This is a genomic window from Glaciimonas sp. OK215, assembly GCF_057787885.1.
Window position 1 is genome coordinate 4,031,289 of the sequence record NZ_CM173544.1, and the last position, 24,480, is coordinate 4,055,768.

Here is a 24,480-nt window from a genome sequence, read left to right on the forward strand (position 1 = left end):
GGCATTCACCATTTGTCTTTGGATGCACTTAACTTAATACGATGGTCCAGTATAGGCATTGGCCCAGGCAACCTGTTCGTCGATAGCGCTTTGCAGGCGGGCGATCTGTTCAGCGACGCGCGCCGGCGCCGTGCCGCCGAAGCCGCTGCGCGCCGCCACTGCCGCATCCAGCGTCATGCACTCCAGCACCGCCGGCTCGAGGCGGGCGTCGACCTGCGCCAGCGTGGCGACCGACACCTCGCTCAACTCGATGCCCTGCTGCTCGCATGCGCGCACTAGCGCCCCCGTGATTTCATGGGCCTCGCTGAACGGCACGCCGCGCAGCGCAAGCCAGTCGGCCACTTCGGTTGCCAGTGTGAAGCCGAGCGGCGCCTGGCGCCGCATCTCGGCGACGTTCACCCGCATCGTGCGGATCATGCCGGCCATCGCCGGCAGCACCAGTTCGAGCGTGTCGAGGCTGTCGAAGGCCGCGATCTTGTCTTCCGCCAGATCGCGGTTGTAAGCCAGCGGCAGCGATTTCAGCGTCGCCAGCAAACCGCTCAGGTTGCCGATCAGCCGCCCCGCTTTGCCGCGCGTCAGTTCCGCGATGTCGGAGTTTTTCTTCTGCGGCATGATCGAGCTGCCGGTGGCATAGCCGTCGTCCAGTTCCACCCAACGGAACTGGCGCGAAGTCCAGAGGATGACTTCTTCCGAGAGGCGCGACAGGTTGACCGCCAGCATGCTCGTGATGAAGACGAATTCGGCGGCGTGATCGCGTGAGGCGACGGCATCGATCGAGTTCTCGCACGGCGCATCGTAGCCGAGTTCTGCGGCTGACAGGTCGGGCCGGAGGCAGATTGCGGATCCGGCCAGCGCTGCCGCTCCGAGCGGCGAACGCGCGCTGCGGCGATCCCAGTCGCGCAGCCGGTCGATGTCCCGATAGATCGCCTGGGCATGGGCCAGCAACTGATGGGCGAACACGATCGGTTGCGCCGGCTGCAGATGGGTAAAGCCCGCGACCACGCTGCGCAGGTGCGTGCCGGCTTGCGCGATTAATGCATGTTGCAAATCAATCACCGCCAGCGCCAGTTTGCGTGCCTTGTCGCGCAGGAACAGGCGCAGGTCGTTCGCGGCCTGATCGTTGCGTGAGCGGCCGGCGCGCAATTTCCCGCCGGTTGTGCCCAGCCGTTGCGTCAGTTCGCGTTCGAGGAAGGTGTGCACGTCTTCGTCGTCCGGCGACGGGCCGATCTTGCCCGCGAGAAACTCGCCTTCGAGACTATCCATCGCGCTCAGCAACTGCTGCAACTCGTCGTCGGTCAGGATTTCCGCGCGCTTGAGTTCCTGCGCATGGGCGCGCGAGCCCGCCAGGTCATAGGGTGCCAGGCGAAAGAAACTCGGGTCCGAGCGCGACAGAGCGGTCAATGCGGATGCCGGTTCGGCTTTGAAGCGGCCGCCCCACAGGCGGTCTGAGTGTTGGATCATGTAATGCTTCCTTGAAGTTGATGTTGCAAATGTGAGGCCGGCGAGCGGTGTTGCGTCATGTCCGGAATTCATGAATTCGACCGAAGCGGCGTTCAGGACCGGTGCAGCGATTTATGGATTCTAAAGGCTATTTTTTTTGCGACAAGTGGTAAAATTTCATGGTTTCCATGCACAACTTGCATAAATGAAGATCGATCGATATCCGCCGTTCAATGTGCTGCAGTCGCTGCTGGTGGTCACCCGCTGCGGCAGTTTCACGGCCGCGGCCCAGCAACTGTTCCTGAGCCAGAGCGCGGTGAGCCGGCATATTCAGCAGATCGAAGAGTATTTCGACTGTTCGCTGTTCGTGCGGCATACGCGCATGGTGGTGCCGACGGCGGAATGTCTGCGGCTGGTGCCTATCGTCGAGGAGCTCCTGGCCACCGCGCGTCGCTCGATGCAAATTGCCAGCACGGGCGGCCAAACCATCACGCTGCGCGTCACCCCGACGCTCGCTACGCGCTGGCTGCTGCCGCGCCTGATGAACTTCTATGCCGAGGTGCCCGGCACCCAGTTGAACATCGATACCGCGTGGTTTCTGCCGACCAACTTCGGCGAAGGAACGCTCGACGCCGTGATCCAGTTCGGTACCGGACGCTGGGACGGCCTTGAAGCCACCTGCCTGATGCGCGAAAGAGTGACGCCGGTTTGCTCGCCGCAGACAGCGCGCGGCACGCCGCCGCTGGTCGTACCGGCGGATCTGATGCAGCACACGCTGTTGCATTCGAATTTCGGCCGGTACGGCTGGATGTTGTGGCTGGAGCAAGAAGGCGATCTGGCGGCGCAGACCTATCGGGAACAGGTATTCGACACGCTGGACCTGGCATTCACTGCGGCCGCACGCGGGTTGGGCGTTGCGCTGGGCGACCTGAATCTGGTGGAAGAAAGCCTGGCGAGCGGCGAGCTCGTCACGCCGTTCGAACGCGTGGTCGAGACGGGTGCCGGGTATTACCTGGTGCACCCGCCGCGCAATGAGTATCGGGAAAAACTGAAGCCGCTCCTGACCTGGCTACTCGATTGCGCCAAGGATCAGCGCTGATCGGATGTGATGACGCCGCTCGTCTTCAGGCGTCGCTGGCCGGCGGCATCAGCGAGATGGCGAGCAAGGCGACCAGCGCCGCTCCCATTACATACAGCGCCGGCGCGAAGGCAACGCCGGTGGTGTAGGTGATCCAGGTCAGGATCGCCGGCGCAAAGCCACCCAGCAGCGTGACGGCGGTGTTATACGACAACGACATGCCGGACGAGCGCACCGCCGTCGGAAATATTTCCGCCAGGGCTGCCGGCGCGACACCGGCGAACATGGCAATCATTGCGCAGAACAGCGATTGGACGATGACCAGCGTCGCGGTGGTATGCGAAGCCTGCAGCCACATCATCAGTGGATAGACGCCGACCAGCAGCAGCACGGCCCCGATCCGCAGCATGGCGTGACGCCCGACTTTATCCGATAAGGTGCCGGAGAATACGCAGCCGGCGATCAGGAAGAAATTGCCGATGAACGCCGCCAGGAAGGCTTGCGAACCGGTGAAGCCCATCGTCTTTTGCACATAAATCGGCATGAAGATAATCAGCGCATAAGGTCCCGCGGCCCACAGCACCGACAGGCCGAAGCCGGCCAGCAACTGCTTCGGGCAGGCGCGGATCACTTGCAGCAGCGGCGTCTTGTTTTTCACGCCGGCCAGTTGCATGCGTTCCTGTTCCAGCTTGAAGTGCGGCGTCTCATCCAGCGTTTTCCGCATCCACAGTCCGACCGGCGCGATCGCCAGTCCGATGATGAACGGAATTCTCCAGGCCCACTCGCCGATCTGATCTTGCGTGAACAGCATCGTGACGACGGTCGCCACCAAGGCGCCGAACACATTGCTGATGCCCATGCTGGCTTGCAGCCAGGACGCATACTGCCCTTTCTTTTCGGCCGGTGCATGCTCGACCAGGAAGGCGGTGGCGCCGCCGATTTCGCCGCCGGCGGAAAAGCCCTGCAATACGCGGCCGCAAACGATGAGCAAGGGCGCGCCGATGCCGATGGCGGCATACGGCGGGGCAATCGCGATCAACAAGGTGCCGAGCGCCATCAGCATGATGGTCATGGTCAGCGCCGCCTTGCGTCCGGCCCGGTCGCCATACGAACCCAGCAGCAAGGCGCCGAGCGGACGTGCGACATAACCGAGCCCGAATGCCATGAACGCCCCCATCAATTGCACAGTGGCATTATCGTTCTTGAAAAAATTCTGTCCGATATACACGGCAAACAATGCGTACACGGTAAAGTCATACCATTCCAGCGCATTCCCTGCCGACGCGGCGATCACCGCCCTGCGACCGGTTTTTGCATCGTGCCTGACCTTGTCCGCGTGCGCCACGGGAGGATGATCGATGCCATCTCTTCCCGGATTGAATGCAACATCTTTCATTCGAATATCTCCTGTTGATCACATTGTCTGTGTTGCTGAATCGGATCCCGTCGCAAATCCAGGCGCAAATCCCATCGGTTGTCCGCCGACGGGCAACTTTCGCCGTTACCGATACCTGGCATCCGCAGTGTCGATCCGGCTGATCCCTTTTTTTGCAACCTCATCCAGCGCCTCGTCGTAACCGGCATCCGCATACCGCAGTACGCCGCTGGCCGTGTCATTGGTCATCGACAGACGCAGACGCTGTTCGGCGGCTGCGCTGCCGTCGGCGACCACGGTCACGCCGGCGCTGGTCATGTAGCCGCTGTAACCGCCGCCGCCGGAATGGATGGCGACCAGATCCGCGCAGGAAGAACAGTTGATCATCGCGTTGAGCAACGGCCAGTCGGCGATGGCGTCGGAGCCGTCGCGCATGTTTTCGGTCATGATGTTGGGGTGCGCCATCGCCCCGGCGTCCAGATGATCGCGGGTAAACGCGATGGGGCCGCTCAACTCGCCGGCGCGCACCATGCGATTGACTTCCAGCGCCAGTTCGGTGCGTTCGCCGTGACCGAGCCAGGCGATGCGCGCCGGCAAGCCTTCGAACGGAACGTACTGACGGGCCAGCCGCACCCAGTTGACGACGATCGCATTCTCGGCAAAGCGCTGCAGCAGAAATGCATCGATCTTGCGGATGTCGTCGGCATCGTTGGTCAGCGCAATCCAGCGGAACGGCCCGATCGCGCGCGCAAACAGCGGGCGCAGGAAAGCCTCGGTAAACACCGGAATCTCGAATGCGCGCTCGACGCCGCCCTGTCTGGCGTGTGTGCGGATCAGGTTGCCGTTGTCGAATACCACCGCGCCCCGGTCCTTGAACCCGAGCATCGCTTCGACATGCCGCACGATCGAGTCCCGGCTGGCTTGCATCAAGCCCGCGATATCCGTGGCGCGCAGCGCTTCGACTTGCTCCAGCGTATGGCCGGCGGGAACGTAGCCGTACACCAGATCGTGCGCGGAAGTCTGATCCGTCACGATGTCGGGGACAATCCCGCGCGCCAGGATTTCCGGGTAAATCTCGGCGGCATTGCCAAGCAGGCCGACGGAAATCGGCACGCGTCTGGCCATGGCGTCATGGATCAGCGCCAGCGCTTCATCCAGCGTGTCGGCGCGTTGTTCCAGAAAGCCGATTTTCAGGCGTTTCTCGATGCGCTCCGGGTTGACCTCAATGGTCAGGATTGCCGCGTTCGCCATGCGTCCCGCCAGCGGTTGCGCGCCGCCCATGCCGCCCAGGCCTGCGGTCAGGATAAAGCGCCCGCGCAGGTCGTGATCGAAATGGCGCTCGGCAATCCGGCAGAAAATTTCATATGTGCCTTGAATCACGCCTTGCGACCCGATGTATTGCCAGTCGCCTGCCGTCAATCCGCCCCAGCAAATCAGGTTTTGTTTTTCCAGCGCATAGAAATTCTCGGCCTTTGCCCACTGACCGATCATATTGCAGTTAGCCATGATCACCAGCGGCGCCTGGCTATGGGTTTGCAAGATGCCTATCGGTTTGCCGGATTGCACGATCAGGGTTTGGTCTTCTTCCAGATTGCGCAAGGCGTCGACGATGGCGTGATACGCCGGCCAGTCGCGCGCGGCGCGGCCGAGCGCCGCATACACGACCAGTTGTTCCGGCGCTTCGCCGACGGCCAGCACATTTTCCAGCAAGCGCAGCAGCGCTTCCTGACGCCAGCCCTTGCAGCGCAACGTGGTCCCGGTCTGTACATCGAATGTCTGCTGCATCGTCATTCCTTTCCCAATGCGTAATCGCTGAAATTAATCCCCAATGCCTGTTCCACCGCCGGATAGACGGACGGATCGGTGACGCTGGACGACAAGGGGATCTGGCTTTTATGGATATGGAAGATCAGGATTTCCATGCCTTCGCGGACGTTCCCGGCGCTGACCGGATTGCCGTTGCTGTCCAGCGTCGTGATGACGTCCGGATAGCTGGCGATGCGACTGCCCTGCGCATCTTCCACCGCCATATGCTCGTTCATCACATGGATCAGGCGCCGCTGTGCGCCGCTACCGATTTCGATCAAGCCGATATCGAAGGCCTCGTGCGTGTATTGCAAGGTGTTGCGCACAACTTTACCGCTGCCGATGATCTGGCCGCCGGTCTGTTTGCAGATGGCGTCGATGACTGCCGAGCTGCCTTTCGGTTCTGCGGCGAGAATCGCTTCGCCCAGTGCCAGCGCCATGCTGATGCCGCCCAGCGCAGCATGCTGGCGTACATAAGATGCCGGAATCGGATTGCGGCAGCTGGCGATAAAGCCGCCCGACATATCGGATGCCTTGCGCAGAATCGGCGACACCTTGGCGGTCGCGCCGCGCACCACCAACTCGATATACGCATTGCTGGCGCGCTTGCCGCCCACCGCACTCTGTATCATTTGCTGCGGACTGCTGGCCAACCCCAGAGAACCCATGTCGCCGGTCGGATGCGCGCGCAGATCGCCGACCGCATCGACCACCTTGGTGCCGAGCACGGCGGACGGCAGCCAGCCGTTCAAGGTGCTCGACATCCCGTTCTGACCGATGATCAAGCCGTAAATCGGCTGCCCCAATGCTGCTTGCGTGAGTTGCACCGCCTTCACGTAATCCATGCCCAGCATTTCCCAATCGCTGAGTCCGCCGGGCGCGCCGATGGCCGCTGCGGTAGCAATCCAGGCGCTGTCCGGCACTTCATCCATGCCGACCAGTTCCGGCCTGCCGATGGTGACCGCCATCGTTCCCAGTTCGCGCCCATGATCGGCCCAACCGCCTCCGCCGCAGGCAAACACGGAACCGCCTTTGACCGCCGCCTCTACATCCTTGAGAGTTAAGATTCGTCCCATTTCTCCATCCTTTTTTAATTGATTTATATCAGCGCAAGGCGCGGGCACAGGCGATGCCGGACACATTGCAGGTTTTGATGACCCTGATACTAGGTAGGATTTTCAATAATGTCGCATTACTTTTTGTGAATGGCACATAACATCAAGTTAACGTTCTTTTTTGGTGCATTGCGGTAGTTTTGACACCCTTGGAAAACCAGAGGAGCGGAGCGGGAACGGCGAAAGGCATGCATGCAAAAAGTGCAGGCATGCACCATCAAAGGACTATAGGAATTGTTGAAAAAATCGACGTATGTTGGTCTACCGTATAGAAGAATGCCGGTCCGCGCCTTGCCACTGTTCAGCGGCAAGTTATACGGGCATGCGTTCGAGCCGGCCGGCCCTCCGAGTTGCGGGGCATAGCGCAGAGCAAACCATGCGCGGGCCTCACTTGGGCAGCGGCGGTATCGGGATCGCACCCGGAAAAACATAGGCTTGCAGCATGGCAATCACGCCGATCACTGCGGCGCCGGCGATCGAGTACCAGAACACCTTGCGGAAAATCGGTCCGAGCGCGTGCGCGCGCTCGTGCGGATCGTCGTAACAGGCGGCGCAGGCCACCATGATGGACTGCGCGTCGATCATCTTGCCCATGACGCCGCCGGTTGAGTTGGTCGCCACAATCAGGATCTCGTTCAGGTGCAGCTGTTGCGCCGTGATGCGCTGCAGGCTGCCGAACAAGGCGTTGGACGCCGTGTCCGACCCGGTGAGGAAGACGCCCAGCCAGCCCAGATACGCGGCAAAGAACGGGTACATCACGCCCGCGCCGGTGAAAGCCAGACCCAGGACCGCGTCCGTGCCCGAGTAACGGGTAAGAAACCCGAGTCCCAGCACCAGAGAGATGACCAGAACCGGCGTCGCCATGCGGCGTCCGGTGTAGACAACGGCGTCTTTCCACTGCGTCGCGCTCAACCTCAGAACCAGGCCGGACAACAGCGCGGCAACGAACACGCCGGTCCCCGCGGCCGACAGCCAGTTGATGACGAAGCGCGCCGCCTCCGGCTTGGCGCTGGCCGCGACCACCGGCGGGGTCCGCTGAACCAGGTTGTGCAGCGCCGGCATATCCCATGCCGGCAAGGACAGCGTGCCCGTAAACGGCGAGCCCAGGAAGGTGGTCTTGAATGTGACGCCGGAGAACAGCGCATTCAGATAGGTCTTCCATGCAGGCATGCCCCATACCGCGCAGCAGATGATCAGGATGGTCCACGGCAGCCAGGCGTAGATTGTTTCACCGACACTGTAGGCGTACTTCCAGCTGCTGCGGTCAGTCGTCACAGCCGCAGCCTTGCCGGCTTTCGCGAGCGCCTCGCGCTCCGTTTTGAGGAGAAAGCGGGTCTTCGGATGCCAGACAAAACGCAGGAACAAGGCCGTGCAGATGACGGAGAAAACGCCCGCTACGACGTCGGTCATCAGGTGGAATTGCATGGTTCCCGAGGCGAAATACTGCATCAGCGCGAACGATCCGCCCGCGCACAGCGTAGCCGGCCACACCTCGAAGACCTCCTTCCACGTGCCCCCCTCCATCTTCACGAACACAGCGACCAGCCAGAATGGCACCAGCATCGATACCCAAGGCAACTGATGACCTGCCATGGCGGAGAGCGTGACCTGATCCAGGCCGCTCACGGAGGCCAGCACGACGATGGGAGTGCCGATCGCACCCCAGGCGACCGGGGCGGTGTTGGCGAGGAGATTGAGCACGGCGGACTGGAACGGTTTGAATCCCAGGCCCACCATCACGGCGCCGGCGATGGCCACCGGCGTGCCGAAGCCCGAGGTTCCCTCAATGATCGCGCCGAATGAAAAAGCAATCAGCACGCACTGGAGGCGCCGGTCAAAGGAGATGGAAATAATGGATTCCTTCACGATCTCGAATTTCCCGCTGATCACGGTCATCGTGTAGAGGAACATCGCACCCAGAATGATCCATATGATTCCCAGGAATCCCGAGAGTGAGCCCAGTGCGAAAGCCGACACGGCCGCAGCCAGCGGCATCTTGAAGGCGACGCAGGAGACCAGGAAGGCGGCGAGCACACCGCAGAATGCCGCGTAAGGAGCGGAGATGCCCAGACGCATCGTTCCACGGGCGTCGCGATGCGGATGCAGGGCAATGAAGTACAACAGGACGACAATGGGAACCGCTGCTACCAAAGTGGAAAGGAACGCGTTCCCCATCGGATCGTAACTTTGATAGTACATAAGTCCTCCTGCTGAAGGAACTACGTGGCGCTTATTTCCGGGGAAACGCGGTCTGTGTTCTTGTCTCCTGACAGCGCTCCGGGTAACTACGCTCAACGCGTATGACGCGATTCACGGTCGTTGTCTTAGCGACCACTTGACTTTCATTCTTGTTCATGAATCAGTACCTGTCAATCGCTGTCTCGCTTTTGGGGAAATCCTTGAAGGACCGCTTTTGGCCTGGCTCTCAGCGGATTGAGGAGCACTGTTAATACCCCCAAATCAAGGAGAAAAAAAAGCGCCCGGTCCGAAGACTTGGGCGCTTTCGCCTACCGAAGATTAATTACTTGACAACAGAAATTTGCGTGCGTGCACCATCTTTGTAGGTGTACAAAGTCAACGAACCATCCTTGATGTCGCCCTTGGCATCGAAAACGATATTGCCGGTAACACCCTTGTGATGGATCTTGGCCAGATACGGCAGGTATTTTTTCGGATCGGCCGACTTCGCTTGTTGCATGGCGTCGACCATGGTCATCAGCGCATCGTAGACATATGGTGCGTAGATCACGACTTCCTGATTGAATTTCTTCTGGTACGCGGCCTTGAAATCTTCCAGGGCTTTTTTACCGGACTCAGGCACACCGCCGGCTTCCGCACAGACTACCTGATCGTCTTCCAGGCCGTCGCCAGCCAGTTTGGCCAGTGCGTTACTGCACAGGCCGTCGCCGCCCATGAACTTGGCTTTCAGCCCGAGCTGCTTCATTTGACGCAACATCGGGCCGCCAACGGCATCCATGCCGCCGAAGAACACCAGGTCCGGATTCCTGGCCTTGATCGCGGTCAGGATGGCGCTGAAGTCGGTCGCCTTGTCGTTGGTGAACTGGGTCGCCACGATATTCACGCCAGCGCCTTTTGCGCCTTTGCTGAACTCGGCCGCAACCCCTTGACCATAGGCGGTACGGTCATCAATGACGGCGATGTTTTTGGCTTTCAGGACGTTGGCGGCATAGCGGCCCAGGGCGCCACCCAGCTGGCCATCGTTGGCAACCACGCGGAACGCCGTGTTAAAGCCTTGCTGGGTGTACTTCGGGTTGGTCGCCGATGGAGAGATTTGCGGGATGCCGGCATCGTAATAGATCTTCGATGCGGGGATCGTAGTGCCCGAGGTCATGTGACCGATGACGCCATTGACGTGGGCATCGACCAGTTTCTGGGCGGCCGAGGTTGCTGCCTTAGGATCGGCGGCATCATCTTCCGAGGCCAATTCGAATTTTACTTTTTTGCCGCCGATCATGGTGCCTTTGGCATTCAGTTCATCGATCGCCATGCGGGCGCCGTTTTCATTGTCCTTGCCCAGGTGGGCAATCGCGCCAGTGATCGGACCAACGTGGCCGATCCTGACGATCTGTTCCTCGGCGGAGGCCGTGCCTGCCAAAGCCAAAGCCATTGCGCCAGCCAGTGGAATCATTTTTGTCTTGAACTGCATGAACGTCTCCTGATAATTATAAAAGTGCATGGCTGCCGGAACACTGTTTAGAAAGAATGGGTAATGCCCACGTTGACCAGCGTCGAATAATCGAAAGCGCTGCCGTCGTGACCGTCGTAGCCGTCGATGCCGAAGGCTGCGTTACCCTTGTTCATGATCTTGGCAGCTGAGGCGTACAGCGTAGTCCGCTTGGACAGCGAGTGCAGATAGCCGATGCCGAATTGATCCGCGGTATTCGCATTGGAATTGCGGCCGGACGAGCGATTCCAGCTTGCCATCACCTGGTCGGCCTTGCCAACCGGCGCACTCATGCCGACCAGATAGTAGTTGGCCTTGTCTACAATGCCTGCGGAGTCCGCCTTTTTGGTCGCGACCAGCGTGTGCAGCTTGGCCGGGCCGAAGTCATAGGTGAATGCAAGGGCGTCGCTCTTTTGATTGAAGCCCACAGTGGCAGCACTCACCACCCCGGCGCTCTTGTCATCGATATGCACATAGCCGACGTACACCGGACCCTGGCTGTAATTCAGGCCGACAACGCCGACACTACCCTGGCTCGACCCGGCCACCTCGCCTAGGCTATACAGCAAGCTGCCGCTGAAGCCATGCAGGTTTGGCGTGTCATAGCGGAGACTGTTGTTGGCGCGGATTGCGCCCAGGCCGATCCAGCCCTGTTCCGGCACACCTTTCAGTCCGCCCACCGGGAACAAGGCTTTGTTGCCGATGTGAATATTACCGGCAGAACCGGCCAGGCCTACACCCATCGGATCGGCATTGTTGAGCAACTCGAATGCCGGCGTATCTTGCCGTCCGAGATGCACTGAGCCGAAGCCGCCGTTCAGGCCGACCTTGGCTGCGCGTCCGAACAACACGCCGCCTTGCTCGGAGTGGCCGGTATCCATCTGAATCCCCATTTCCAGCTTGAAATCGGCGCTGAGTCCGGCGCCCAGATCCTCCGTGCCCTTGAAACCGAGACGACTGCCTGCCAGGTTATTGCCTGCATTCGAGTCCAGTCGATTGACCGCGCCGTTGGATTGCAGGCCGCCATTACTGCCGGAGAAGTGGTTGAGTGATATATCAGCGATGCCGTAGATGGTGACGTTGGTTTGCGCCGCCGCGAACGCCGGCACGCCGAGTGCTGTGAGTGCTGCGAGCGCAAGTAGTGATTTTTTCATTTTTTTTAGTCTCCTGATTGGATGGATACAGCTGATTGATACCTTGCAAAAATTCGGGCAAGCGCCTGCACTGCATTGCCGTCTTGAACACGTTTTTCTCGCGACCACTTGCAACTCAAGACTTCTGGTCGCTATAGCGCAGGGAACGGCTATTTGTGGATTGATGGTAGAAACAAAAATAAATCACACTCAATATCAGCAGAAACGGAAGGCCGAACAGCAGCGTGAATTTAAATTCGTCGGTAAAGAAAGTGGTGACCAGGATGGCCAGCATGAGTACCGCACCCATGCCAGTCAGCACCGGAAAGCCCCACATCCGAAATGCCAACGGGCCATTCTGTTCTGCCATCCAGCGGCGTCGAAAAAAGTAATGCGTCACGAATATCATCAGCCAGGTAAACATTGCCCCAAACATCGAGATCGCCATCATCAGCGTGAACGAGGTTTTCGGATACAGGATACTGAGACTCGTTGCGAGCGCAATGCCGATGCAAGATAAGGCCAATGCCTGCACTGGCACGCCACGCTTGTTCACATTGCCGAAACGCGGCGATGCATAGCCGGCGCGTGACAGACTGAACATCATGCGGGTGGTGATGTACAACTGGCTATTCATGGCCGACAGTGCCGCGACCAACACGACGAAGTTGATGACCGCCGGTGCACCGGCGATGTGGATAGCCTCCATGACGGTCACGAAGGGGCTTTTGACGGTGCCGGCCGCAGACCACGGAACGATTGCCAGGATCAATGCCAGCGTCAGCATGTAAAACACCACCAGCCGGCCGATGGCAGCGCGGAACGCGTAGCTGACGGCCTTGCCCGGCTCTTTGGCTTCACCGGCGGCGACGGCAATCATTTCGATACCCAGGTAACTAAAGATAGAGACGATCACCGCGACCCAGGTACCCCGGAACCCCTTCGGAAAAAAACCGCCGTATTCAATGTAATTCTTGAAGCCGATCGGGCTGCTGTGCGGCGCGCCATACACGATATAGGTGCCGAGCAGAATGAAGCCGACAATCGCCACGATCTTGATCGCGGAAAACCAGTACTCGACCATCCCGAAAATGTTCACGCTGAGTGCGTTGACGATGATCAGGCCGCCGGAAAACAGTACGATCCAGACCCAGGACGGCGAGCCGGGAAACCAGTACTGCATGTAGAGCGCCACCGCCGTGACTTCGGCACCGATGGCCAGCACATTGCAGGCCCAGTACGCGTAGCGCACCATGAAACCGGCCCACGGACTGATGTAGTGCTCGGCATAGGCACCGAACGAACCTGAAGTCGGGTGCGCTACCGTCATCTCCGCCAGGCATCCCATCAGGAGCAAGGTGATGAAGGCACCAATGGCGTAGCTGATCAATACGCTGGGACCGGCGAAGCTGATGGCGAAACTGCTGCCCAGGAACAGACCGGTGCCGATCGCTCCTCCGATCGCAATCATCGACATCTGGCGGCTGCTCAGATTGCGGTGCAGTCCCTGTTCGCGATGAATGATTTTTTGAAATGTATTCTCAGTGTTACTCAACATTGTCTCCTCTTGTTTTGTGAAACCTGCGATGAATGCTATTGCCCTTGGGAAGGGGCCATCGCGCTTAGGCAGCCGCGGATTTTGCAAGCCCATGACTGTCCGGGCCTGGGATAATCCGCATCATCTATTTCGGGTAAAGCCCCGTTGAATGTCTTCTGCTCACGAAGACTGCACCAATGTCACTGAGTAGCAAAAGGCGCGTCGCCTGCTATCGGACAGTCAAAAAAACAACGCAACTGCTGTTGCCAAACAGGCCCAACTACTTTAGACATAAACAATTTAATCGTCAATTATTATTTCGCGTTTGCCGCAATGATTGCCCGTCACAGCAACATCCGTTGCCACTATCCAACGACTGGCGTCCGGTTGGGGCTACTTCAAGCGGACTCATGCAGCGCCGACCTTACCCGGCAGGACGAGTATCAATACAGAATTCAGTGGCAGACGCCTGCCTTGGTGCACTGCGCTGTCATGGTGCAGGTTTTGCCCAATACCAGGGCATCAGTTGCCGCTCGCAAGTTCAAGAAAGCAGCCAGGTCTCTGAGTTTTTGAATTACGCTCGTGCGGTTGTCTTTGGCATGGTTTCTGCTTACTATCGCTATATTCCACGAGATATAGCGAGAAGCTGATGGACCTTGGTTCGCAGCACACAACATGACCAGCAACAGCATAAAAACCGTTTGCCCGTACTGCGGCGTCGGCTGCGGCATGATCTTGCACGTTGAAGGCGGCCAGGTCGTCAAGATCTCGGGCGACAAGGACCACCCGACCAATTTTGGCCGCCTCTGCACCAAGGGCTCGTCCGCCCATGTGGCCTTGCGCAAGTCCGGCCGCCTGGAGAGTGCCTTTGCGCGCCGCGACCGTGGCCAGGATCCCATCCCGCTGCCGATGGCCGAGGCGATTGCCGACACCGCCCGGCGCCTGCGCGGGATCCTCGACAAGCACGGGCCGGACGCCCTCTCCTTTTATGTTTCGGGCCAGATGTCGATCGAAGCGCAGTACCTCATCAACAAACTGGCCAAGGGTTTTGTCGGCACCAACAATATCGAATCGAATTCGCGGCTGTGCATGGCCAGCGCCGGCAGCGGCTACAAACTCTCGCTGGGGGCTGACGGCCCGCCGGGCTCCTATCAGGACTTCGACAAAGCCGATCTGTTTTTTGTGATCGGCGCGAATATGGCCGACTGCCATCCGATTTTATTTCTGCGCGTCATGGACCGCGTGAAGGCCGGCGCCAAGCTGATTGTGGTTGACCCACGACGCAATGCGACGGCCGACAAAGCCGGCCTGTTCATGCAAATCAAGCCGGGAACCGATCTGGCACTGCTGAATGGCCTGCTGCACCTGCTCCATAAAAATGGGCATACGGACACCGGCTTCATCGCGGAGGCCACCGAAGGCTGGGAGGAGATGCCGGCCTTTCTTGACGACTACGCGCCTGACAAGGTGGCTGCAATCACCGGGATTCCGGAGGCCGATATCCGTCAGGCGGCGCAGTGGATTGGCGCAGCGCCGGAGTGGATGAGCTGCTGGACCATGGGCCTGAACCAGAGTACGCACGGCACCTGGAACACCAACGCCATCTGCAATCTGCACCTTGCCACCGGCAAAATCTGCCGTCCCGGCAGCGGGCCGTTTTCGCTGACAGGTCAGCCGAATGCGATGGGCGGGCGTGAAATGGGCTATATGGGACCGGGCCTGCCAGGGCAACGCTCGGTGCTGGTTGAAGACGACCGCGTTTTTATCGAGGACCTATGGGGTGTCCCTCCCGGCACACTCACAACCACGCTGGGCCAGGGCACGGTGGACATGTTCGCGCGCATGGCCGCCGGCGAGATCAAGGCCTGCTGGATTATCTGCACCAATCCGGTGGCCACCGTGCCCAACCGCCAGAATGTGATTGCAGCCCTGCAAGCAGCCGAACTAGTGATTGCGCAGGATGCCTTTCTCGATACAGAAACCAATCGCTACGCCGACATTCTGCTGCCGGGCGCGCTTTGGGCCGAGGCCGAAGGCGTCATGATCAACTCCGAACGGAATATGACACTCATGCAGCAAGCCATCGCGCCACCGGGCGCAGCATTGCCGGATTGGCAGATCATCGCGCGCGTCGCCTGCGAGATGGGTTTTGCCGAGGCCTTCAGTTACGCCTCGGCGGAACAGGTGTTCGCGGAAATCACGCAGGCCTCGAATCCCAAGACCGGTTACGATCTGCGCGGCGCCAGCCACGCGCGCTTGCGCGAAACGCCCTTGCAGTGGCCGTGCGCGCCGGGCAGCACGCATGACCGCAATCCGCTGCGCTATATCAATGACGGCGTCAGTCAGACGCTCAAGGAAAAACCGGACGGCAGCCGGCCGCGCCTGAGCTTTCCCACCCCGCAAGGCAAAGGCGTTTTCTTTGCACGCCCGCAGGTATCTCCGGCGGAAATGCCGGACCCGGATTTTCCTATTGTGCTCAATACCGGGCGTTTGCAGCACCAATGGCACACCATGACCAAGACCGGCAAGATTCCGATGCTGAACAAGCTCAATCCCGGCCCCTTTGTGGAAATTCATCCGGAAGACGCCAGCGCGCTGGGCATCAAGGAAAAAGATACGGTAGAGGTTCGCTCACGCCGTGGCCGCGCGCTGCTGCCGGCAGTGGTGACTGATCGGGTCCGTGCCGGCAACTGCTTTGCGCCAATGCACTGGAATGATGTTTTTGGCGAAGACCTGTGCATCAACGCGGTCACCAATGATGCGATAGACCCCATCTCGCAGCAGCCCGAATTCAAGTTCTGCGCCGTCGCGCTCAGCCGCGTGGCACCTGCGGCAAGCATTGCGGCAGCTGACATCTCGGAAACTGCCGCAGGCCCGGAACGGCCTGCACCAACGGCCTCCCATCACTCACCCCAGGAACTGGACATGTCTCGTATCAATGCCCTCGCCACCCTGATCAATCTTCCTGAATTCCAGGTGCCCCAACTCAGCGATGCCGAGCGCACCTACATGGCAGGTTTTATCAGTGGCTTGCGTTCGACCGAGGGCCGGCAAGCAGGCGGCGTTCCCACGCTACCGCCCAGCGCGCCGCTTCCTGCTGCCACCAGGCTCTGGCTTGATGGCGTTCTCGCCGGCCTCTTTAGCAGGGCCGATCTGCCCGTGCCCACACTAACGGGACCAGCCGACCCGCTGCCTGTGACTGGAAGTTCGCCCGCCGTGCAGATACTGCACGCGCGGCCAAAAGTTGCGCTGCTTTGGGCATCACAGACGGGGAACATCGAATCGTTGATCGAGCGTTATGCGACGCAGTTGATGGAATCAGGATTTGAGATACATCCTTTCAGCATGGCCGATTATCAGATTTCGGCATTGGAAAAAGTTCAGTATGTATTGCTGATGACGAGCACGTTTGGCGACGGCGACTCTCCCGACAACGGCCAGAGCTTCTGGGCAGCGTTGAAGGCCGATAGCGCTCCCCGGCTGGACGGTTTGCGTTATGCGGTACTGGCCTTTGGCGACCCGAATTACGATCAATTCTGCGGTCATGGCCGTAATCTCGATGCCCGCATGGCTGAACGCGGAGCGGTACGGCTGCTAGACCGGGTTGACTGCGACACCGAGTATCAACCTGCGGCCGATGCCTGGCTGGAACGGATAATCACGCGTATCAAGGAGGAAGACGCGGCGATGCATGCAACCCCCGCCGGTGAAATGATGCCTGCCGCAATGTCTCGGGCCGTGCCTTCAAAGACGCATCCAGCGGCTTCGCGTTTGGTGAAGAATCTGCGACTCAATAAACAGAGCACCAAGGACACACGCTATTTCTCGCTGGCGACCGGCGATTCGGGCCTCGAATATGAGGCTGGCGATGCGCTAGGGATATGGCCCAGCAACTGCCCGGAACTGGTCGATGAAATCATCAGCCTTGGCCAGCTCACAGCCGATACCACCGTGAGCGTGGCAGGTTCCGGCGATATGCGGTTAGCCGAAGCGCTAGGCAGCCATTTCGAAATTGCACGTCCCAGCCCGGAAACGCTGGCATTCATTGCGACCAGGACCAAAAGTGGTGGATTAAAGGACTTGTTGCGCGAGGACCGTAAAGCCGACTTCAAGCAATGGCTATGGGGTCGGCAACTGGCCGACGTGCTGCATGAGTTCCCGGTGGCGCTTTCAGCGCCGGAGCTGATCGGCATGCTCAGGCGCATGCAGCCGCGTTTGTATTCGATTGCCTCCAGCCCGAAGGCGCATCCGGGCGAGGTGCACCTGACCGTGGCAGCGGTGCGGTATGACAATGGCCGGCGTCAGCGCAAAGGGGTTTCCTCCACTTTCCTGGCGGACCGCGCCGGTGATGTCAGCGTGCCGGTGTTCGTGCAAAAGTCGACGCATTTCCGTCCTCCTCACGGCCCCGATACACCCATGATCATGGTCGGCCCCGGTACCGGCGTGGCACCGTTTCGCGGCTTTTTGCATGAGCGGCGTGCGCGGGGCGATAGCGGCCGCAACTGGCTGTTTTTTGGCGAACAGCGTGCCGCCACGGATTTCTACTACCGCGAAGAGTTGGAAGACATGCGCAAGACCGGGCTGCTGACGCGGCTCGATCTGGCTTTCTCGCGCGATCAAGCCGAAAAAATTTACGTGCAGGACCGAATGCGCGAGCAAGGCGCGGAACTGTGGACCTGGCTGGAGGCCGGCGCCCATTTCTATGTCTGCGGTGACGCCAGCCGCATGGCCAGGGATGTCGATGCGGCGCTCAAATCGGTTGTCGCCCGGCATGGCGGCATGACCGAAGAAAAGGCCTCGGAGTATGTGAGTCGCCTGGCCAAAGAGAAGCGCTATGTGCGAGATGTTTATTGAGTTACGGCGCTCGAAGCTTCCCCCGCAAGCCGGTTTGATATTGCGATCATTCGGAAGGTAAGCGCAAAGAGTCAGATTTTCGAATTTCTATTATTTTGCGGGCGCTATGTTTATAAGACAGCTTAAGTATTTGGTTAGCCTGGCAGAGCTGGGTCATTTCTCGCGTGCGGCCGAAGCATGCCACGTCTCGCAACCGGCCCTCTCCACCGCCATCCGTAATCTGGAAAAGGAGTTGGAACTCAATCTGGTCCGCCGCGGCAGGAACTATGAGGGATTGACCGCAGAAGGCGAGCGGGTGGTGGGATGGGCGCAGCATTTACTTTCCAGCTACGAAGCGATGCGCCAGGAGACGGTGAACGCACACAAAAACCTGTCAGGAACATTACGCATCGGAGCGATCCCGACCACCATGCCGGTGGTGCCGTTTCTGACTGCGCCTTGCCAGGAAGAATATAGCGAGATCAAAGTGACGGTCCTGTCGCTGTCTTCAGACGAGATTGTGCGGCGCCTGGACAATTGTGACCTTGATATCGGCCTTACCTTCCTTGACGAAAAGTCCCTGGCCGGCTTCCAGACACATCCCTTGTTTGTGGAGCGCTATGTGCTGGTGGCACGCGATGAGGCGATTTTCCAAGGCAGGCAATCGCTAAGCTGGAATGAGGTCGCGGAGTTGCCTTTGTGCTTGTTGACTGCCAACATGCAGAGCCGCCGGATGATTGATGCGGCATTTCGGCGCGCCGGCGCGACGCCACGGATTCGGGTCGAGACCGATTCCATCTTTGCGCTGTATGCCCAGCTGCGCTGCAGCGACTTATGTGCGGTAGTGCCGCACAGTGTGTTGAGCTTGATTGAACTGCGGCAGGAAATATCCGTTGTGCCGATCACGCCTTCGCTGTCGCGAGAAATCGGCCTGGTGGTGCGCCGGCAAAATCCATATCCGCCGGTGACAGCGGCAGCATTGGAAATGGCTTTGAAAGTGCCGCTACAGGCACGATTCGATAGTTTGATAAGCGGCAGCTATTGAACTATTGCCCTTCGGTATTGGGAAATCCGGTTCGAATTGCGCAGAATCCTCCTCACGGCCTGCCTGCTGCATCTTTCTACATTGATAAAGCAGAGCGGTCGCAACGATGCGCCAATTCTTTGGCTCAGGGCGACAATAAAACCATTTCGCCCTGCAATTCAACCATCCAGGAGGATTCAAATGGCAAAGATTATCTGTGTTCTGTACGATGACCCGGTCACCGGCTATCCGAAAACCTACGCGCGCGACGATCTGCCGCAGCCGGAGCGTTACCCTGACGGCCAAACATTGCCCACGCCGAAGGGCATCGACTTCAAGCCAGGCGCGTTGCTGGGCAGCGTTTCAGGCGAACTTGGTTTGCGCAAGTATCTGGAATCCCAAGGACATCAACTGGTGGTGACCTCCAGCAAGGATGGCGCCGACAGCGTGCTGGATCGCGAACTGCATGACGCAGAAATCGTCATTTCGCAGCCATTCTGGCCGGCCTATATGACGGCCGAGCGCATCGCCAAGGCCAAGAAGCTCAAGATGATCGTGACCGCCGGCATAGGCTCTGACCACACCGACCTGCAGGCGGCGATGGAGCGCGGCATTACCGTGACCGAAGTGACTTACAGTAACAGCAACAGCGTGGCCGAACATGTGGTGATGATGATCCTGGCGCAGGTGCGCAACTACATTCCGTCCTACAACTGGGTAGTCAACGGCGGCTGGAACATTGCCGATTGCGTGGCACGCTCCTACGACCTGGAAGCCATGAACGTCGGCACCGTGGCCGCCGGCCGCATCGGCCTGCGCGTGTTGCGCCTGCTCAAGCCCTTCGACGTCAAACTGCACTATCTGGACCGCCACCGCCTGCCTGAATCGGTCGAGAAGGAGCTCAACCTGACTTATCACACCAGCCTGGAAAGCCTGGCCAAAGTGTGCGACGTCGTGACGTTGAACTGCCCGCTGCATCCGGAAACCGAACACATGATCAATGAAACGACGCTGAAGAACTTCAAACGCGGCGCCTACCTGATCAACACGGCACGCGGCAAGCTGTGCGACCGCGATGCCATCGTGCACGCCCTGGAGAGCGGACAGCTGGCAGGCTATGCCGGCGATGTCTGGTTCCCGCAACCGGCGCCGAACGACCATCCGTGGCGCACCATGCCGCATCACGGCATGACGCCGCACATCTCCGGCACCAGCCTTTCGGCACAGACGCGCTATGCGGCCGGCACACGCGAGATTCTGGAGTGCTATTTCGAAGACCGGCCAATCCGTGACGAGTACCTGATCGTCCAGGGCGGCAAGCTGGCTGGCGTCGGCGCACATTCCTACAGCAAAGGCAATGCCACCGGCGGTTCGGAAGAGGCTACCAGGTTCGACAGGAAGAGCGCTTGACCTGACAGAGCAATTGTGTGATTTAGTAGCGGGAGAGCGATGATTGCAGCTGGCAAGCCATCGCAAATGGCGGTTTGCCGGATTGCCGTATCACTTCAACCTCGATCCCGAGACAGGCTTGCACCAGCGCTGGCGTCATGCTGACGCCCGGCGTGTCTTGCGCCAACAGCGTGCCATGCGCCAGCCATGCCAGCTGATCCGCATAACGCGCCGCCAGATTCGGATCATGCATGATCGCCAGAACACCAATATTCCATGCACCAGCCAGCTGTCGCAGTGTCGTCAGCATGTGATGTTGATGTGCGAGATCCAGCGCGGCGGTTGGTTCATCCAATAATAAGTAACGCGGTGCAGGCTGTAACGCCTGCGATGGCTTCTGCGTCGGCCGCAATTGTGCCAATACGCGCGCAAACTGCACTCTTGCCAATTCACCTCCCGACAAGGTGGTGACATCGCGTTCTGCCAGCGCGGCGGCGCCTGCCAGCGTCAGCGCTTCCGCTGCGACCATGCGATTCGCCATGCTGTTACCGCCACCGTGCGGATAACGTCCCAGCAGTACTATTTCCATCGCCGTAAACGGAAATGCCAACTGTATGCTTTGCGGCAATACCGCGCGTGTCAGTGCCAACGCTTGTGAGGTCATCGCGTCGAGCGGTATGTCGTTGAGCGTGATCTTGCCCTCCAGCTGTGCGCCACTCCTTTGTCGTGGCGCATGAAATTCACCTGACATCGCTTTTAGCAAAGTGCTTTTCCCGGCACCGTTGCGTCCTAACAGTGCAACGATCTGGCCCGGCGCGATACGCAATGTCAGGTCGCGCAAGATGGTTTGATTCCCGCGTCGTACCGAGAGTTGATGGGCGATCAGCATGGTGATGGTTATCCTTTATATTTTTTTAAATGCCCATTACAAGCCAAGCTGACCGCGCCGACGCCACAACAACGCCAGGAAGAACGGTCCGCCCAACAGCGCCGTCAATATTCCCAGCGGCATCTCTGCCGGTGCGGCGACGGTACGCGCCGCCAGATCGGCAAGCAATGTCAGGATGGCCCCGAACAGGGCGGCACCGGGCAGCACTATGCGTTGATCGGGGCCGCAAGCAAGGCGGATGCAGTGCGGCGCTACCAGCCCGATAAAGCCGATGGTGCCGGTGCAGGCGACCAAAGCACCTATGCAGACTGCGCTGGCGATCAGCACCTGGCGCTTGATGGCCTGTACCGGCACGCCCAGATGCTGCGCTTCTGCTTCCCCCAGCAACATTGCATTGAGTGCTGCGGAATGCCGTGCCAACAGAGCGACACTGATGCAAACGACCGGTATGGCGACAGTCAGCAATGACCATTCCGCACCGGCCAGGCTACCCAGATTCCAGAACGTCAGTGTGCGTAATTGATCGTCGCTGGCGATATACGTCAGCAAGCCGATGGCGGCGCCCGTCACCGCGTTAATCGCGATGCCGGCCAGCAGCAATAGCGGCAATGCCAATCGACCGCGGCTTGCGGCAATTTTGTACACCAGCATGGCGACCGCCAAAGCACCGGCGAAGGCCGCCAGCATGGGGGCATAAATGCCGCTGAACAGCAAGGCAGCCGGCCAAAGTGCGGTGCCCAATACGATGGTCAGCGCCGCACCGAGCGCCGCGCCGCTGGAAACGCCGATCAAGCCAGGGTCGGCGAGCGGATTGCGAAACAAGGCTTGCATCGCGCTGCCGGCCGCACCGAAGCCACAACCCACCAGCAGCGCCAACAGCACACGCGGCAGGCGGATATCCCGTAGCACTGCGCGCGCCTGCGTTTCGGCCTGACTGAGTTCGGCACCGGGCCAAAGCAGCCGTGGAATCTGCATGGGAGCAATGCGGTACGCGCCGAGCGCAGCGCACAGCAGCGCGCTGATGCACAGCAGAAGCAGCAGGCCGATCAGGATCAGGCGGCGGCGTTGACTATGCGTGGCCGGCAGTGGCATAGGCTGGATACCTGGAAGAGAAAGCGAAGATGGCATGAAGACTCTGCTGGCAGCTTTAGAAGATTGGCAATGTTTAGCTATGCAGTTGCGCGGACAGCCTGGTTAATGCCTGCGGCAAACGCGGCCCGAAACCCAGCAAAAACAACGCATCCATATCGGCCACGACGCGCCGCTTCCTGGCCGCCGGAGTGAGCGCGATGCCAGGCGTGCCGATGAGTTTGGCGATGCCGCCGATGGCAGCCAATCCTTCACTGGTGATCATCAGCACATCGGGTGCCGCCAGCACCGCGCTTTCGGCGCTGAGTGGCTTGTAGCCCGAGAAACCACCCCGCCCGCCTTCGCCGCCAAGCGCATTGCGCGCGCCGGCGTAGCGGATCATGGCATCGGCCGCCGTATCGCGCCCGGCTACCATGGCTTGGGTGCCGCCATGACTGAGGATGAACATCACCCGCGGCGGGTGCGCCTGACGCTGGCGCTGGATTGTCGCCAACGCTTGCTCCCATTCCATATCGAAGCGTTGCAGCAGACTGTCGCCGCGTGAGGACAGATCGAGTGCGGCTGCCGCGCCGCGGATGCGGTCGCGCACGGCCTGGACATCGTGGCGCGCACCGAGCCTGATCACCTGCACGCCGGCAGCGGCGATCTGCGCCAGTGCCGTAGGCGGACCCGCTTCAGCCGTCGCCAGCAGTAAATCCGGATGCAGCGACAGCACGCCTTCGGCCGAGAGCGCGCGTTGGTAGCCTATCTTTGCCAATCCTTGCGCAGCGGCCGGATAGGTGCTGGTGGTATCGGCACCGACCAGCATGGCTTCCGCATCGAGTGCGTAGACCACTTCGGTGATCGCCCCGCCAGCGACGGCGACGCGGCGCGCTTGCGCCGGCCCTCGCGCCATTTTTGTCCGTGCAGCAGCGCTTGCCGATGCCGCCATTAACGGCAGCAGTGTCGCAGCGCCGCTTGCCAGACCGGTCAGCATCAAGCGGCGGCGTGTACTGAAGAATGGCGCCATCATTTTTCACCCATCGCAGGCAGTTGTGTCGCGGCTTGACGCCATGCCGGCAATTCGGCCTGACCCGGTTTCCGCACACCGAATAGCATGGCGATTGTCTGGCCTTCACGGTCAAACAATTCCAGGGAGGTGACCTCGCCATCGCTGGTTGGCTTGCTGACGACCCAACTGCTGGCGATATGGTCTTCACGCAGATGCAGATTGAATCCCGGATCCAGCACATTGATCCACGGTCCCATGACCTTGATGTTGGCGACCGGGCCGGAATGGATTTGAATCATGCCCGCATTACCAACGAACACCATGATGGGCAAAGCGCTCGCGGCGGCGTCTTCCAATATGTTTTTCAGGGCGTCGTTGTGCACCTGGCGCGCATATTGCGGCGCTGCCAGACGCAATGCCTGCGGGCGTCTGACACCGAAATCGCGCAACAGGTCAAAGAATTGGTGGGTATCTGTCATGCCGCTCCAGGCAGCCCGAAAACCAGCGACATCAATCTCAAGGTCCGGTGTTTCGGCAGTCGCAGGCGGTTTTTGTTCTACTCTGATCCCGGGTTGCTGATCGGCATCGCGCCAGCGCGCGACCAACGCAGCGAAGGCTGCGTGATGGCTGTGTTCACGCAAAAATACTTTATGTACGGCGCTGCCGTGCCGATCGAAAAACTGCAGACTCTTTTGCGTGCCGCGTGGCGTTGGTTCGATTACTGCGCAGCCGAAGCGCCATTGTTTATAAAAGATGCGCAAGTCGATTACCGGGCTTAGCGCGAGGCCGACATGACCCTCGTGGCGCATGTTTTGATAGCTGCCGTCTTTTTCATGTACCGCGCTGTCATTCCGGGTCAGCGCCATGACCGGGCCGAGTTGCGGGACTTCTTCGAAGAGCGGGATGAAGTCCGGCTGCAAGCGGATCACGTCGGTGCCGATACAGGCAGCGAGTGCTTCGCCTTCGGATACACCGACGGCAGCCGCAGCATCGCGGTTGCGCAAGTTTTGTTCGGTTTTCGCGCGCAGGAAAGCTGTGCGCAATTGTTGCGGGTGCTGCTGCAGACTGGTTTGCATAGTCTGGTTTGATGGGATTG

At 59.8% G+C, this 24,480-nt stretch carries 17 protein-coding genes; 5 read left to right on the forward strand and 12 right to left on the reverse strand.

Annotated elements, in window-relative coordinates:
* Positions 1-33: 33 nt before the first annotated feature.
* A complete protein-coding gene (argH, locus tag AC3CHX_RS18620) occupies positions 34-1,461 on the reverse strand; it encodes an argininosuccinate lyase (RefSeq protein ID WP_488629511.1) in 1,428 nt (475 codons plus the stop codon).
* Positions 1,462-1,645: 184 nt separating this feature from the next.
* On the opposite strand from argH, the gene AC3CHX_RS18625 reads away from it, so the two are divergent.
* Positions 1,646-2,539 (forward strand): LysR substrate-binding domain-containing protein, encoded by an 894-nt coding sequence (locus AC3CHX_RS18625; RefSeq protein WP_488629512.1) that lies wholly within the window; start codon positions 1,646-1,648, stop codon positions 2,537-2,539.
* A 25-nt stretch (positions 2,540-2,564) separates the two neighbouring features.
* Here the strand turns inward: AC3CHX_RS18625 and AC3CHX_RS18630 are convergent, their stop codons facing one another.
* From AC3CHX_RS18630 to AC3CHX_RS18660, 7 genes are all read right to left on the reverse strand, one after another.
* The gene (locus AC3CHX_RS18630) at positions 2,565-3,914 is read right to left on the reverse strand and encodes an MFS transporter (RefSeq protein WP_488629513.1); all 1,350 of its coding nucleotides are present in this window, start codon (positions 3,912-3,914) and stop codon (positions 2,565-2,567) included.
* Between the two features lie 105 nt (positions 3,915-4,019).
* Positions 4,020-5,678 carry a thiourocanate hydratase gene (gene ertB / locus AC3CHX_RS18635; protein ID WP_488629514.1) on the reverse strand — a complete coding sequence of 553 codons (1,659 nt, stop codon included), beginning with the start codon at positions 5,676-5,678 and terminating at the stop codon, positions 4,020-4,022.
* A gap of 2 nt (positions 5,679-5,680) precedes the next feature.
* Positions 5,681-6,775 (reverse strand): thiohydantoin desulfurase, encoded by a 1,095-nt coding sequence (ertC, locus tag AC3CHX_RS18640; RefSeq protein WP_488629515.1) that lies wholly within the window; start codon positions 6,773-6,775, stop codon positions 5,681-5,683.
* 426 nt (positions 6,776-7,201) lie between these two features.
* Complete coding sequence (locus AC3CHX_RS18645) at positions 7,202-9,013, reverse strand: L-lactate permease (protein WP_488629516.1); 1,812 nt, start codon at positions 9,011-9,013, stop codon at positions 7,202-7,204.
* Positions 9,014-9,335: 322 nt separating this feature from the next.
* On the reverse strand, positions 9,336-10,481 hold the full coding sequence (locus AC3CHX_RS18650; protein ID WP_488629517.1) for a branched-chain amino acid ABC transporter substrate-binding protein: 1,146 nt from the start codon (positions 10,479-10,481) through the stop codon (positions 9,336-9,338).
* A gap of 47 nt (positions 10,482-10,528) precedes the next feature.
* The gene (locus AC3CHX_RS18655) at positions 10,529-11,653 is read right to left on the reverse strand and encodes a porin (protein WP_488629518.1); all 1,125 of its coding nucleotides are present in this window, start codon (positions 11,651-11,653) and stop codon (positions 10,529-10,531) included.
* Positions 11,654-11,768: 115 nt separating this feature from the next.
* Positions 11,769-13,190 (reverse strand): amino acid permease, encoded by a 1,422-nt coding sequence (locus AC3CHX_RS18660; protein WP_488629519.1) that lies wholly within the window; start codon positions 13,188-13,190, stop codon positions 11,769-11,771.
* Positions 13,191-13,366: 176 nt separating this feature from the next.
* Here AC3CHX_RS18660 and AC3CHX_RS18665 point away from each other — a divergent pair, with 176 nt between their 5' ends.
* The 4 genes from AC3CHX_RS18665 (at position 13,367) to AC3CHX_RS18680 (ending at position 20,436) form a co-directional block, all read left to right on the forward strand.
* A complete protein-coding gene (locus AC3CHX_RS18665; protein ID WP_488629520.1) occupies positions 13,367-13,819 on the forward strand; it encodes a hypothetical protein in 453 nt (150 codons plus the stop codon).
* Positions 13,820-13,844: 25 nt separating this feature from the next.
* Positions 13,845-18,023 carry a bifunctional nitrate reductase/sulfite reductase flavoprotein subunit alpha gene (locus AC3CHX_RS18670; protein ID WP_488629521.1) on the forward strand — a complete coding sequence of 1,393 codons (4,179 nt, stop codon included), beginning with the start codon at positions 13,845-13,847 and terminating at the stop codon, positions 18,021-18,023.
* A 106-nt stretch (positions 18,024-18,129) separates the two neighbouring features.
* Positions 18,130-19,047: a LysR family transcriptional regulator gene (locus AC3CHX_RS18675; RefSeq protein WP_488629522.1), complete on the forward strand. Its 918-nt coding sequence runs from the start codon at positions 18,130-18,132 to the stop codon at positions 19,045-19,047.
* Between the two features lie 180 nt (positions 19,048-19,227).
* Positions 19,228-20,436, forward strand: coding sequence for an NAD-dependent formate dehydrogenase (locus tag AC3CHX_RS18680; RefSeq protein ID WP_488629523.1), 1,209 nt, complete (start codon positions 19,228-19,230; stop codon positions 20,434-20,436).
* Positions 20,437-20,458: 22 nt separating this feature from the next.
* On the opposite strand, the gene AC3CHX_RS18685 is transcribed toward AC3CHX_RS18680, so the two are convergent.
* The 4 genes from AC3CHX_RS18685 to AC3CHX_RS18700 are packed head-to-tail and all read right to left on the reverse strand — an operon-like array spanning position 20,459 to position 24,460.
* Positions 20,459-21,304 (reverse strand): ATP-binding cassette domain-containing protein, encoded by an 846-nt coding sequence (locus AC3CHX_RS18685; protein ID WP_488629524.1) that lies wholly within the window; start codon positions 21,302-21,304, stop codon positions 20,459-20,461.
* A 36-nt stretch (positions 21,305-21,340) separates the two neighbouring features.
* Positions 21,341-22,432 carry a FecCD family ABC transporter permease gene (locus AC3CHX_RS18690; RefSeq protein ID WP_488629525.1) on the reverse strand — a complete coding sequence of 364 codons (1,092 nt, stop codon included), beginning with the start codon at positions 22,430-22,432 and terminating at the stop codon, positions 21,341-21,343.
* A 37-nt stretch (positions 22,433-22,469) separates the two neighbouring features.
* Entirely contained in the window at positions 22,470-23,405 is a 936-nt protein-coding gene (locus AC3CHX_RS18695) for a heme/hemin ABC transporter substrate-binding protein (RefSeq protein WP_488629526.1), read from the reverse strand.
* Positions 23,402-24,460 carry a hemin-degrading factor gene (locus AC3CHX_RS18700; protein WP_488644864.1) on the reverse strand — a complete coding sequence of 353 codons (1,059 nt, stop codon included), beginning with the start codon at positions 24,458-24,460 and terminating at the stop codon, positions 23,402-23,404. The genes AC3CHX_RS18695 and AC3CHX_RS18700 overlap by 4 nt, the downstream gene beginning before the upstream one ends.
* Positions 24,461-24,480: the final 20 nt, after the last annotated feature.